The sequence below is a fragment of the Halothece sp. PCC 7418 genome (genome assembly GCF_000317635.1).
Lineage (GTDB): Bacteria > Cyanobacteriota > Cyanobacteriia > Cyanobacteriales > Rubidibacteraceae > Halothece.
This window is the reverse complement of record NC_019779.1, coordinates 1,161,225-1,174,634: the sequence shown is the minus strand read 5'-3', so window position 1 is coordinate 1,174,634 and position 13,410 is coordinate 1,161,225. Positions and strand designations below refer to the sequence as shown.

The following is a 13,410-nucleotide window of genomic DNA, read 5'->3' as shown; positions in this document are numbered from 1 at the left end:
TTTAAGTCACTGTAGAAGAGTCCAACGCCTTCTTCATTAACGTTTCATGGGTGCTGATCACCTCTCCATCTTCTTCGGGTTGTCTTTGAATATAATGTCCATCAGGTTGTAATTCCCAGGCTTGACGGTTATCTGATAACATTAAATCTAAAATCTCTTTTAACTCTTGGAAAATGTTCGGATCGTCAATAGGAACAACCGCTTCAATGCGACGATCTAAGTTGCGCTGCATCCAGTCTGCACTTCCGATATAAATATCTTCTTCCCCTTGATTATAGAAATAGAAAATACGGGAATGTTCCAGAAAACGACCAATAACACTGACCACTCGAATATTATCACTAACGCCCTTTAAACCTGGACGTAAGCAACAAATTCCACGAATAATTAAATCAATTTCTACACCCGCTTGTGAGGCTTCATAGAGGTTTTGAATAATTTTCGGATCGACTAAAGCGTTCATTTTGGCAATAATACGCGCTTTTTCCCCTTTTTTCGCGCGATCGCGCTCTCTTTGTATTAACACAATCATCCGATCGCGCAAACTCACTGGCGCAACCAATAATTTCCGATAGGACCGTTGACGAGAATGTCCTGTTAGAAAATTAAATAAATCCGTTAAATCTGCACCTAACGCTTCCCGACAACTAAATAACCCTAAATCCGTATAAAGATTCGCCGTTTTCGGATTATAATTTCCCGTTCCAATATGCACATAACGATGAATTTTATCGTCTTCTTGGCGCACAATTAAAGTCGTTTTCGTATGGGTTTTTAAGCCGACAATCCCATACACCACATGAACCCCAGACTTTTCTAACTTTCGCGCCCAAACAATATTATTCTCTTCATCAAATCGGGCTTTAATTTCCACTAAAACCGCCACTTGTTTCCCATTTTCCGCAGCATTAATCAGCGCATTAATAATCGGAGAATCACCAGAAGTCCGATAAAGCGTCATCTTAATTGCTAACACTTTCGGGTCAACCGCAGCCAACTCAACCAACTCTTGTATTGTTGCACTAAAAGAATGATAAGGATGATGAACTAATAAATCTGATTTGCGAATTTCTCCAAATAAACTTTCACTTTTTTCTTCAACAGAAAGCCCCCCTTCAGCGTTTTCTGACTCTCGGTAACGTTCAAACGGCGGGGGAACAATGGGAGTCCATTTCGGCTCTTTTAATTCAGGTAGCGGAAGAGACATAAATGACATCAAATCTCCTAAACCTAGTAATCCTTGAATTTGATGCACATCCGACTCTTCTAACTTCATTTCCCGCATCAACATTCCCCGCACCTGATCCGTCGCGGAATCATCAATTTCCATCCGCACCACCGATCCGCCCATGCGACGTTTCCGTAGTTCTTTTTGAATAGCTAATAACAAATCATCGGCTTCATCTTCTTCCACCGCAATATCCGCATTACGGGTAATCCGAAACGGATAGCATTCTTGAATCGTCATCCCTGGAAACAGAGTTTCTAAATGATGAGCAATAATTTGTTCTAAGGGAACACCAGTCCAAATCGCAGGCTTTCCTTTTTCATCATAAATCCCTAACTCTTTGGGAAACTGGACAAAGCGCGGTAACACTTTCGGAACTTTAATCCGTGCAAAACGTTCATCTCCTGTACTGGGTTCTTGTACCACAACCGCTAAATTTAAACTTAAATTAGAAATATAAGGAAAGGGATGTCCTGGATCAACGGCTAAAGGCGTTAAAACGGGAAAAACATGATCTTCATAATAATGTTGGAGATACGTTCGTTGTTCAACATTTAAGTCTGTATAGTTCAGGAGATGAATTTTTTCTTCTGCGAGTAATCCCCGCAAGACTTCTTCAAAATGCTGATCTTGTTTACAAATCATCGGACGCAACCGTTCACTAATATCTGTCAGTTGCTGTGAAGGGTCACGTCCATCTGCTGTTAGCTTATTAACATTGGCTTCGACTTGTTGCTTTAAACCTGCAACCCGTACCATGTAAAATTCGTCTAAGTTTGAGCTAAAAATTGCCATAAACTTCAAACGTTCTAACAGTGGGGTACGGGAATCTATGGCTTCATGAAGAACGCGATCGTTAAATTCTAACCAACTCAGTTCACGGTTAAAGTAATATTCGGGATCTTTAAAGTCAATCGTCGGAGTTTCAGCCTTGGATTTTGACATAGCCAGATTTGGAGTGAGTAGGAACGCGCTTTGATTTTATCGCATCTGGGTTTCTCCTCAACAACCCATTCAAAACTGTTCACCTCCCCTAATCTCTTAGCTATGACTCATCTGTTTCTGATTTCCCTCTAACCCCTTGGACAATACGCGACAATTCTGATTTTTCATCCGCAGAAATGCGAGTTGGTGCGCCACTAATAATCCGTTCATAATTACGGAAAGAGGCTTTAATTTCTGGACCTTCTTCCGCGATAATATACTCCCGAATTCCTTTATCATGCCACGATCCGCGCATCTTAAAGACATTAATCGCCCGTGACATTTCTCCCCGAATCTCCACATATTGCAGCATAATAATTGTATCGGTAATCGTAGAAATATGGGAATCAGTAATCGAATGCGACCCCATAAACTGATCCGTGGTATTGGTAAAGAAACCTGTAATTTCTTCTTGTTTAGCGTATCCTGTCACGCCAATGACAAACTGACGAAACGCATTCTCGGTTACGCCTCTGGCTAAAGCAGAAAGAGAATCAATAGCAATTCTGGAGGGCTTAAAATCTTCAATTTCTGATTTAATGGCTTGTAAATGATCTTCTAAACCCGCTGATTCAGGATAGGTACAAAGTAATTTTAATAGCCCTTGCGATTCTAACTCTTCAAAATCAATTCCCCAAGAATAAGCATTTCTAGATAACTGGGCGCGAGATTCTTCATAAGCAAATAAAATTGCTCTTTCTCCTCGTAAACACCCTTCTTCTAAAAACTTACTCACTAATAAGGTTTTACCCGTTCCCGTTGCGCCTGTAGCAAGAATAATTGAGTCTTTAAAAAAGCCACCGCCACACATTTCATCGAGGGTACTAATTCCTGAAGAAACTCGTTCATTGGATGAGCGTTGGGTTAAGCGCATTGCACCCAAGGGGAAGATATTAATTCCATCGCGATTAATAGTAAAGGGATATTCCCCTTTCATGTGGGTGGTTCCCCGTAATTTTAAGATTTCTGCAGTACGGCGGCGACGTTCTCCTTCTAACACATTCCGCATAATAACAACATTATCAGACACAAATTCTTCAACGCCAAATCGCGCCACGGGCCCATACTCTTCTTCTCGTTCTGTTGTCATAATAGAACTGACCCCCACTTGTTTCAAGCGGGCTGCAAGACGGAAAATTTCTCGGCGAATTAAACCCACCCCTTCATATTGTTGAAAAATAGCAGTGACTGAATCAATAGAAACCCGTTTTGCTTTATATTTGCGGATCGCATATTGAATCCGTTCAATGAGTGCTGAAAGGTCAAAATTTCCCACCACTTCTTGACCTTCTGGATCAGGAGACGCATCAAGAATAAACAGTTTTCCTTGTTCAATCAGTGCTTGTAAATCCCAACCGAAACTATTAGCATTAATAATAATATCTGCTGGGGATTCTTCAAACGTGACAAACACTCCTGGCTCGTCAAATTGTTGAATGCCATTATATAAAAATTGAATAGCAAGTAGAGTTTTTCCTGTTCCTGATGTCCCACTAACAAGAGTGGTTCGACCAATAGGAATTCCACCATGACTGATTTCATCAAACCCCTCAATCATGGTTTTTAGTTTTTGTACACTCTGCACTAATTTTTGTGGTTCTTGCTGTTTCTCTTCTGTCATTTCAATCCTTATTTTGAAGTTAATTTATAATAATATTTATTCAGGAAACTCTTCTTCCTGCTCATCGCCAATTTCTTCGTACAGTAGATCTAAACCAATTAATACTTTTTCTCGATCTGACAGATCGCCAATTATTTTTCTCACAGGGGGCGGTAACACTTTAGCCAGAGTTGGAGTCGCTAAGATTTTATCTTCTTCCGCCAGTTGAGGATTTTTTAACACATCAATTACCTTCAGAGCATAAACCCCTTGAAAATCTTTTTCTAAAATTGTTTTCAGGGTATTGAGAGCGCGAACTGATTCAGGGGTGTTTCCAGCAACGTAAAGTTTTAAGACATAAGTTTTTTTAGAAGAGGTATTCATATTAAAGAGGCTCAGTGGTCGCTAGATGACAGTCTGATGTTACATTATAAAGCGTTTCTTAGTCTAGCGCTGGGTTTTGCGCTTTATTTCCGAACTTTTGTCGGAATCGAACGGCGATACATTTCGCACAGATGAGCAATAATATCAATTAACGTGAGGCGATAATCTAACAAAATTTCATCACTGCGACCTTCTAGTTTTAATTGTTGAGAAAATTGATCCATTAAATCCATGTGAATTTCCATGATTTGTGAGACAGAAAGGTCAGCAAAAAACGCACGGGTAACAAACTGATCAATTTTGGAATTGACTTCTGTTGCATCCTGAAAATAGTCTAAAAGAATGAGGCGGTATTCTTCCGTTAATTCTGAGATTAAATTCCTTTTTTCCTCAGAGGTGAGGTAACGAAAAAAATCTTGCGGATTTCGTTTATAGTACACTCCTTTGTATCCCAGTCGCTCTTGTAATTTTTCTGTTAAACGATGTTGCTTAATTGTTAAAAATTCATTAATCTGTTCAATCTCAAATTGCGGTTTAGCTTCGGGAGTGAGTTGGAGGAAATCCGCGATCGCGCCCTCAATTACGGTCGGAATTTTAGCCAGTGTTTCCGTGGCAAGATAGGTTTGGGCAGGGTGATAAACTAAGTCTTGATTGTCCGCCTCTGTGGTTAAAATGACCGCAGGTAAAAGTTTACCTTCATTGCGTAAACAAGTGACCACTTCTTCTATCCCCTGACCCTGATGCAACAGTAAACAATCGATCTGCTCAGTTTGCTCCAGAATATAACCGATAACGGCTTCTGATGAGTCAAAAACACGCAAATGATAAGGTTTATCCCGCAAAATCTCTTTGACAGATTTGGCGAGATCAGGGCTGATGGTGAATAAACAAATAAATAGTTGAGCAGACAAAGTTGAAATAATTATTAGTGAGACTCTAGAAGTGGAGGAATCATCCAATGACCGAAACGGGTAGTAGGCGCAGGAACTTATTTCAGCCTCATTTCCCCTAGAGGAAATCTGGAAAGATAGCCTTTGACTGATAGTGACCAATGGTCATTCCAAACAAAGGGTCATCTTGAGCTTAAACAGCACCCTTTATAAAAATTTAACATTTTCACGGCAACAACAAGGAGTTTGATCAAAATGAATCATTTGCGAGCGTTTTCCCCCTCACCGACTGCATGATAATTTTCGGAAGTGTCCCATGTCTAATTGCGATCCGACCCTAGAACAATTTATCAAGTCCGTTCCCTCTTGTCAGTCTGAGAAGACACTGGAAACGATTCTCCCCGCTTTGGGCTCAAACAACAGTGATTTTTTAGTGGTGGTCAATGCTGCTGATTTTCCCCTTGGGATTATTTCTGCTGGGACAGCCTTGCAAGGAATCAACGATAAAATGGCAGCAGACTCTTCTGTGATTTCCTTACTCTCTCCTGTGACAACAGTTTCCGAGCAAATGAGCTTACAACAGTTGCTTCCCTATCTGGAAAAGCTCAGCAATCAGGAAAAAATTGTCGTCGTGGATCGCAAAGGAAAATTACGAGGACAATTAGATACCGAAAGCATTTTACAAGTTTTGTTGCGAGAGAAAACAGAAGAGTCTCAGCCCGCTTCCACCAATTTAAAATTGCTGATTAACTTCTTAGAGAAACTTCCTCTCCCTTTGATGTTACAAACTAAAGCGGGAAAACTGCTCCATCAAAACAGCCAATGGCGGGAAAACATTTGCACTCACACTGAAAATTGTTGCTTAGTCACGGGGGAGTCCTCTGGAGGGGAAAAACAATGGTGTAATGTGATTTCTCAATCTCCTGAGGCGACTCCACAAACAGTCAGAGAAACCCACTCTCCTTGTCCCTTATTTCCCTTATCCGCTCATCCCAAGGAAACCACTACCGCTAAAACGTCAGGAGTCTGGCAATTTTTAACCCTCAATCTTCCTGAGAGTGAGTGGGGTGGGTTATGGGTGGTTATCGCCACTGATATTACAGAACAACGACAACTGTGTAAAGAACTCGCTGCGAAAAATGCGGACTTAGTACAGTTAAATCGGCTGAAAGATGAGTTTTTAGCCTGCATTACTCACGAACTGAAAAGCCCCTTAACAGCAATTGTCGGCTTGTCGAATTTAATGGGTGAAAAGAGTATTGGCGATCTTAATCAGCGACAACAGCGCTATGTTAATCAAATTCATCAAAGTGGTCGTCAGTTGATGAATTTAGTGAATGATCTCTTAGATTTAGCACGATTAGAAACAGGACAGTTACAAATTCATCCCGAAGTGGTTAATCTCAAACAAGTCTGCGATCGCGCTTATGAAGAAGCCCATCAACAAACCCCCGACTCCCCCGCCGAATTTACCCAACACATTGAGGAGGGATTAGAAACTATCATCGCCGATGAACTGCGCTTACGTCAGATGTTAGTCCATTTACTCTCCAATGGGCGCAAGTTTACCGCCGAAAAAGGGGAAATGGGCTTAGAGGTCAGTCAATGGGAAGGATGGATCGCCTTTACAGTTTGGGATACTGGGATTGGGATTCCCGAATCGTCCCAACATCTGATTTTTCAGAAATTTCAGCAGTTAGAAGACCCCATGACCCGACAATTTTCAGGGACAGGATTAGGATTAGTGTTAACCCAACGCTTAGCCCATGCTCACGGGGGAGATGTCTCCTTTATTTCCGAAGAAGGGAAAGGATCGCAGTTTACCTTATTGCTTCCCCCCACTCCCCCCCAAAACCCTTTCACTCTCAAGCCTCTTCCCAGAAAGTGGCTGGAAAACTGGTGTTAGTCGTGGAAGCAGTCGCCCAATATTTAACCAATATTACCCAACAACTTCGCCAATTGGGATATCGGGTCGCGATCGCGCGATCGGGGACAGAAGCCCTCCTGAAAGCCCGTACCTTTCAACCTTGTACCATTCTCCTGAACCCAGTCTTACCCCTGCTTTCCGGTTGGGATGTCCTCACCCTCCTCAAATCTCATCCCAGCAGTTGTAACCTCCCGATTATTGTCACTGGAACTCGCGGAGAAAAACAAGAAGCGATGAATAATGGCGCAGATGCCTTTCTTTCCTTACCCGTTGAACTCAACAGCCTAGAAGATGCCCTCTCTGTTTGTGCAGCCCCTCGTTCTCTCTATCGTAAATCCTTAACCGTTTTGCGATTACACTATTCTGGGGAGACTCCTCCTCCGAAGCGCGATCCCGTCACGGAAATTTTAAGTACCCCCCCCGAAACCCATGCCAAAAACGTCAACTATCGCATCTTAGAAGCGGATGATCCCCAACAAGCCGAACTCTTGCAACGGATCTGGCATCCTGATGTTTTACTCCTCACTGGTGACCAGATTCCACGCCATTTTCTGCAAGAACTCAGCGAACAAGAAACCCTCTCTAACTTACCCCTTGTCTGTCTTGATGCGGAAACGGCTCGCTTAGGGCATCAAATTGGCAAGTTATCCATTTACCCTTGTCTGACCTTACACTCTGCTGAAGCGAAAAATCCCCTGTGGTCAGTGTTACAGTTTGCAGCAGGGATTAATCCCCCTCCTCGACATACCGCACCTTATGTGGGGGTCGTCGATGGCAAAAGACTGAGCAGTCAGGCTTGTGATCATATTGCCTCGGAATGGCTAAATGCCTTTATCCAGTATTTATCTACGGCGGGTTATCGCAGTTCTCTGGCTCATTCTTGGGGAGAAGTTTATCAGCAAGTGGAACAGCAAGGCGCTGATATTTTACTGTTAGATTTAGAAGGAACAGAAGTCGATGCCGAGATTCTAGAAGGCTTACGACAACTGAGCACCATTCAAAATTTACCCATTCTCGCGATCGCGTCCCCGCAACAACTCCTGCAACAGGAAACGCTACACCATCTTCTCCAAAAAGTTGCAACTAAAATCCTACCCGGTCATCCCCAGTCGATGCAGGAACTTTTATCCAGTTTAAGGGAACAACTGTCGCCCTCTTCAATTGATTAAAAAGACTAAACCGATATCCCAAAATAATGAGATTCATTAATGTTACGGTCTGTAAAGAGGAACGAAATTGCGACTTTTCAGGGGGATAAACTTGCCCTGAAGATTTTTTAATGATAAGATGTTTCTAGATAATGGGAAATAGTGCCAAAAATAAAAATACAGCCCTAAAGAGGCGAGGAATCGTTATTTTTTCTGGAGCGACCCCCCTTGACAAAGCCAACGGAACGCATGAATTTTAATTAAGCGCAAGTCGAGGCGGAAGAGAAAAAATGGACAAATCAAGTAAAATGTGGTAAGCAATCCCCTCCTCAGGCAGGAGGGAAAATCAACTTACTCGACGAGGATTTCGGGTTGAGTCACTTCATCAGACATTTCAATAATGGCACGGATAGGAGGAGTCATTAAGGGATCTTCGAGATTGTCTTGGGCTTTATCCTCACTACGGCGACGCTTGGCTCGTTTAGCCACTCGTACCGTAATCCGATAGCGATTTGACGCAGCATTCATTAACTGCTCAGCCCGTTTGACGATCTCATCAGAGTTAAAAGAGGAACGTTTATACATCTTGAGATTAGATTAGATAGCACAACTTCAGGATAACGTATTCGCTAAAGGCAAACCCTAGCTCAAGAGGGCTTCAGCGAACTCGTAACTAGAGAAGGGACGTAAATCTTCAAGGCCCTCACCCGCACCGACAAAACGAATGGGAAGATTGAGTTGTTTGGAAATCGCCAGAGCAACTCCCCCTTTAGAACTACCATCGAGCTTAGTTAAGACCACACCGCTTAAACGGGCAACTTCCGTAAAGGCTTCCGCTTGCTTCAAGCCATTTTGTCCCAAACTGGCATCAATCACCAGCAGCGATTCGATTTTCGCCTCAGGGGCTTTTTTGTCAATCACCTTGCGGATTTTCCCCAACTCTTCCATCAGGTTTTTCTTGTTTTGTAACCGTCCAGCAGTATCCACTAACAACAGTTCCGTGCCTTGACTTTGAGCTTTGGTAATCGCATCATAAACCACCGCCGCTGGGTCAGTATTTTTTCCTGGGTTAGCGACCACTTCTGTATTGGCGCGATCGCCCCAAGCCTTCACTTGTTCTACCGCAGCAGCCCGAAACGTATCCGCAGCAGCAATGAGACAGCGATAATCGGATTTTTGACCCAAATGGGCAAGTTTACCAATGGTTGTCGTTTTTCCAGCCCCATTCACCCCAGTAATCAACCAAATATTCAGTTCATCTTTTTCGGGAGCGAAGGTCACAGGGGTATTCTTTTCTTGAAAGGGACGTTCTAAAATGTCTTGGACAATCTCTTTTAAGTACGCGATCGCGCTGTCTAGAGGGAGGGCTTCTTCCCGCATTTTTGCCTGTAGGGTTTCGATAATATAATCAGTTGCTTCAATCCCCACATCTGCTTGCAACAGTAACGCCTCAATCTCCATGATTGCGTCATCATTGAGGGGCCCTTTCCCCACCACAGCTTTTAACTGATTGAGGAAGTTACGACGAGTTTTCCCCAGTCCTCTCCGTAACTGTTTCAGCCAACTAATTTCTTCTTCCGAGATGTCCTCGGGTTTCCGTCCTTGATTGGCTAAAACTTGCGCAGACCAAGCGGATTCTTCGTCGGCTTCGGTAGCTGTTTCGGCAGGGGTTGGTTCGGGTGCGGGTGGAGTATCATCAATAGCAGTTTCTTCCAGTTTTTCCAAACCCCCTGATTGTTGCAGCCAAGCTGGGGTTGCAGTTGAGGGAGAAGCCTCTTGCGTCACTTTAGAATCAGATTTTTCATCACTTTCAACAGCAGAAGAAGGCGCGATCGCGCTGTCCTCCTCGGTTGTTTCCTCGGGTTGGGATTGTGTGGGAACATCCGATTGAGATTGTTGTTCCTCTGGTTCATTAAATTGACGACGAAACCAGTTAAAAACCATAACTACTCCAAATCTTTCCAGTAATTAAGCGCGAGATGACGGTAACTCTAATTTTTTACTCACGCGACGCAAGACACCATTAATAAAACGATACCCTTCCTCATCAGAATACCGTTTTCCTAACTCCACTGCTTCATTAATTGCAATTTGGACAGGAGTTTCTAAAAATACCATTTCTGCCACTGCAATGCGTAAGAGAGACCGATCAATTTTAGGCAGGCGATCAAAATTCCAATCGACCAAAGACTCTCGAATCGCATCATCAATCTCTTGGCGATGTTTAACAATGGTGGTTAACAGTTGTAACGTATAGTCTCGTACTTCCTGTAAACTGGCAATATAAAGAAATTCTGGCAATTCAATAGCGTAACCGAGGCGATTAATTGCGGTTTGGGTCTGGTCAACGGCATCGGAAACCATGGTTTTCGCACTATTCATTCCCGTAGCGCGGGTTTCACTGCTGAGTAAACGGTCTCGACCTCGTTTTAAATCTTGGGCTGCATTTTCAAGGGTTTCCTCCACTTCGTGAGTGAGGGTGCGAATCGCAGCCAGTACAATATTATTCAATTCTTCCTGAGCAATTTTCTCGGGGTCTTTCCCCATTTGACCTTGACTTAAAAGCGCCAGTTCACGAGCGACTCGACGCGGTTGTTTTCGTTTCATCTAAAAGTTAGACATCTGCTTGCTGAGTTGTATTTAAAAGCATAGCAGGCAGAAAATCTTTCAATGACGAATGACGGCGGTTGGGAAGCCCATCCCTTTCCCAGAGGGAGAAACAAGCACCCCACCGCCTCCTCGGTGATCCGAATTCTGTTTCTAGGCAAAGAAAACGTCGTCACTGCTGAGACTGCTTGCGGTGAGGTTTTGTAGAATGGCGATCGCGCGATCGTCAATGCTAATCGTCGTCCCCAAGTCGCCCTCAACCAAAGTCAAATCAGCCAACTCCTCTAAATCAGGAATTCCTGCAATCTGAAGGCGATCAACCCCACTAGTAAAATCAGTAATCACATTCGGGCTTTCGGGAAAACCTGCATTGACAATCGAGAACAGATCTGACCCTGACCCACCAGTAATCACATTATTTCCACTGGTTTCTGTCATGAAGAAACGGTCATCTCCTGTCCCGCCAAAAAGGCGATCATTCTGACCATTGAAAAATAAATCGTTCCCCTCACCGCCATAAATTTGGTTATCGCCACCACTGGTAGAGCCTTCAAAGGTATCGTTTCCCGCCCCAGCAAAGAATTGATCCTGTTGTCCAGCAATCAGCAAATCATCGCCCCGATTCCCGTAAACTCGATTTTGACCAAAACTGGCTTGACTGAGATTAATGATGTCATTCCCTGCTCCTGTCACAATTAAATCACGATGACCATCAAAATCAGAATCCATTGCCACGTCAATCATATCGGCTGCGGAAGTACCAAAAATGGAACTTGACCCGCCACCGATCAAGAAATTGGTTTCTTCCCAAACGGCTTCACCCACTGCTGTTCCGAGAGTGCGACCATTAAGATCCCCATCATCAAAGTGAATCCCACCATAGATGCGAGAGACTCCTGCTTCATCCGCAGCCTCCCGAAACGTCTCCCATTCTAGAGTCACTGGCTCTTTCGGGGTTACCCCAGGTTCAAAACGAGAGTCTCCAGGCTCAAACGTCACAGACGCTCCAAACTCACCCTTTCCTGTAAACTCTTCTAAGATGGTAGCAGCAGAGGCACTAAAGCCACTATGTCCCGAAGTGTACTCGGCAAAGGGAGGAGAGGGATCGCTACCGGGGGTTTGGTAAGTTAAGAAATCCGTTGCTAAAATTGTCTGTGTCCCTTCACCAGGCTGCCAGGCTTCAATGGCGAATCCGCCTAAATCTTCATTAAACTCACCAATTAACCCCAAACGACCTAACTCCCGAATCGCACGCACAGGGCGCACATAATCATAAAATCGTTTCGCTTCCCAAGTGGCAATTCCCGCATCAAATACGGCATTTCCCAAAGCAAAGAACAATTTTGCATCTTCATCCAGAGAATTATCATCTCGGGCGGACACAAATTGACCAAACGTCATCCAAGTCCCTGGTGGAAAAGACGTTCCTGCTGCATCTTCCCAAAACTCAGCAATGAGTTTCTCTTCATCAGTGAGATTCGCATTTACCGTTACCAACTTTTCTGCTTGTTCAATAAAAGCGGGATTAATCACGGTTCCAATCAGATCTTTGCTAATCTCAACGATCGAGCCATCAGCCAAAGTAATCGTCCCCTCTTGGGCATTGACCTCTCCTTCCACTAATAAAAAGGGTTCTGGCGGTTCTGGTCGTAATTCACTGCCTGAATTGAGAGCAAACGGCTCAACATCTGCCCAATGGGGGGTCAAAAATGATTGAATCCGATCTTCACTTCCCGGTTCAGCATCAATGGGAACTCGTTCTGGCAGCCAACGATCCATTTGATTCATCACATCTGGGCTGTTAACTGGTTCATAATCACTAATGTCTGAGTAAGGTACACCCAGAGTCCCCTGGTCATGATTTCCCAGTTGATTCGACCCATCCTGATCACGAAAGTCTAAGAGAGCCTCCGCCGAAAGATTACCAATTCCCGCAGGGGTTTCGGGATTAGTGGTGGTATTGCTCGGATCGAAGCCCAACGCCGTCATTTGTTCCGTAAAAGCAGGAATCTCGGAAGGAAACAGTTCGCTTAAAACCCGATAGCCAGCAAAACTCATTGCTTCAGTTTTGTTTGCCTCAGTGTTTTCTTCTGCTGGACGTTGTAGTTGATCTTCGAGTTGGGTCGCGATCGCGCTGGAATCATACGCTGCCCAAGCATCATACATCGCTGTATGCACCATCCCATAAGCACGAGACGCAACGGTCGGTCCGACTCCCGTATTCATCACGGCTTGCTGCATCACCTGATCCCACACGACAGAAATGGAAGGGTCAGGGTCGGCAACCGTCACTAATTGCGTTTCTGGATCTAAAGTCAGTTGTATCATTTGATTAAGGAAAAGGAAGATACTTTTTAGTAATAAGAAATCGCACCTAAAAGGTCTCGAAATCTTGAATTCGATATTTATTTTTTTATCAAAGAACTTCCTGACTAATCTGCCATAATGGCATTAATTTCCAACCTGTTTCTGTAAAAAAGTTGTCGTCAATTCTGCTAAACTGCTTAAATATTCTTCACAGTTTAAAAGACAAAATCATGATTCTTGGTGCTTAGGGATGAGACCTAACCAACGGTCAGGGTTAAGAATAGTTTCCCCGCAATTAGAAAATGAAATTGATTGATTCATGTTCAACAGAAATG

10 protein-coding genes are annotated in these 13,410 nt (G+C 43.6%); 2 read left to right on the top strand and 8 right to left on the bottom strand.

The window, feature by feature from the left end; translation table 11 throughout:
• Position 1: 1 nt before the first annotated feature.
• From ppk1 to PCC7418_RS05355, 4 genes are all read right to left on the bottom strand, one after another.
• Complete coding sequence (ppk1, locus tag PCC7418_RS05370; RefSeq protein ID WP_015225156.1) at positions 2-2,173, bottom strand: polyphosphate kinase 1; 2,172 nt, start codon at positions 2,171-2,173, stop codon at positions 2-4.
• Positions 2,174-2,273: 100 nt separating this feature from the next.
• Positions 2,274-3,833 (bottom strand): circadian clock protein KaiC, encoded by a 1,560-nt coding sequence (gene kaiC, locus PCC7418_RS05365; RefSeq protein WP_015225155.1) that lies wholly within the window; start codon positions 3,831-3,833, stop codon positions 2,274-2,276.
• Between the two features lie 36 nt (positions 3,834-3,869).
• Positions 3,870-4,196, bottom strand: coding sequence for a circadian clock protein KaiB (gene kaiB, locus PCC7418_RS05360; protein WP_015225154.1), 327 nt, complete (start codon positions 4,194-4,196; stop codon positions 3,870-3,872).
• Between the two features lie 83 nt (positions 4,197-4,279).
• Complete coding sequence (locus PCC7418_RS05355) at positions 4,280-5,107, bottom strand: circadian clock protein KaiA (RefSeq protein WP_015225153.1); 828 nt, start codon at positions 5,105-5,107, stop codon at positions 4,280-4,282.
• Positions 5,108-5,402: 295 nt separating this feature from the next.
• Here PCC7418_RS05355 and PCC7418_RS19305 point away from each other — a divergent pair, with 295 nt between their 5' ends.
• Positions 5,403-6,992: an ATP-binding protein gene (locus PCC7418_RS19305; protein ID WP_051030523.1), complete on the top strand. Its 1,590-nt coding sequence runs from the start codon at positions 5,403-5,405 to the stop codon at positions 6,990-6,992.
• Positions 6,971-8,182 carry a response regulator gene (locus PCC7418_RS19300; protein ID WP_051030522.1) on the top strand — a complete coding sequence of 404 codons (1,212 nt, stop codon included), beginning with the start codon at positions 6,971-6,973 and terminating at the stop codon, positions 8,180-8,182. Before PCC7418_RS19305 ends, PCC7418_RS19300 begins: the two co-directional genes overlap by 22 nt.
• Before the next feature lie 330 nt (positions 8,183-8,512).
• Here PCC7418_RS19300 and PCC7418_RS05345 read toward each other — a convergent pair whose 3' ends face one another.
• The 4 genes from PCC7418_RS05345 to PCC7418_RS05330 all read right to left on the bottom strand — a co-directional run bounded on the left by PCC7418_RS05345 (position 8,513) and on the right by PCC7418_RS05330 (position 13,096).
• Positions 8,513-8,746, bottom strand: coding sequence for a DNA-directed RNA polymerase subunit omega (locus tag PCC7418_RS05345; protein WP_015225152.1), 234 nt, complete (start codon positions 8,744-8,746; stop codon positions 8,513-8,515).
• A 57-nt stretch (positions 8,747-8,803) separates the two neighbouring features.
• The gene (ftsY, locus tag PCC7418_RS05340) at positions 8,804-10,105 is read right to left on the bottom strand and encodes a signal recognition particle-docking protein FtsY (RefSeq protein WP_015225151.1); all 1,302 of its coding nucleotides are present in this window, start codon (positions 10,103-10,105) and stop codon (positions 8,804-8,806) included.
• A gap of 24 nt (positions 10,106-10,129) precedes the next feature.
• Entirely contained in the window at positions 10,130-10,768 is a 639-nt protein-coding gene (nusB, locus tag PCC7418_RS05335; protein ID WP_015225150.1) for a transcription antitermination factor NusB, read from the bottom strand.
• Positions 10,769-10,921: 153 nt separating this feature from the next.
• The gene (locus PCC7418_RS05330; protein WP_015225149.1) at positions 10,922-13,096 is read right to left on the bottom strand and encodes a DUF6851 domain-containing protein; all 2,175 of its coding nucleotides are present in this window, start codon (positions 13,094-13,096) and stop codon (positions 10,922-10,924) included.
• Positions 13,097-13,410 lie beyond the last annotated feature (314 nt).

Bases quoted from the DNA above. Each gene is read 5' to 3' on its own strand.
- ppk1 (WP_015225156.1), bottom strand. From the start codon at position 2,173: ATGTCAAAATCCAAGGCTGAAACTCCGACGATTGACTTTAAAGATCCC.
- kaiC (WP_015225155.1), bottom strand. From the start codon at position 3,833: ATGACAGAAGAGAAACAGCAAGAACCACAAAAATTAGTGCAGAGTGTA.
- kaiB (WP_015225154.1), bottom strand. From the start codon at position 4,196: ATGAATACCTCTTCTAAAAAAACTTATGTCTTAAAACTTTACGTTGCT.
- PCC7418_RS19305 (WP_051030523.1), top strand. From the start codon at position 5,403: ATGTCTAATTGCGATCCGACCCTAGAACAATTTATCAAGTCCGTTCCC.
- PCC7418_RS05345 (WP_015225152.1), bottom strand. From the start codon at position 8,746: ATGTATAAACGTTCCTCTTTTAACTCTGATGAGATCGTCAAACGGGCT.
- ftsY (WP_015225151.1), bottom strand. From the start codon at position 10,105: ATGGTTTTTAACTGGTTTCGTCGTCAATTTAATGAACCAGAGGAACAA.
- nusB (WP_015225150.1), bottom strand. From the start codon at position 10,768: ATGAAACGAAAACAACCGCGTCGAGTCGCTCGTGAACTGGCGCTTTTA.
- PCC7418_RS05330 (WP_015225149.1), bottom strand. From the start codon at position 13,096: ATGATACAACTGACTTTAGATCCAGAAACGCAATTAGTGACGGTTGCC.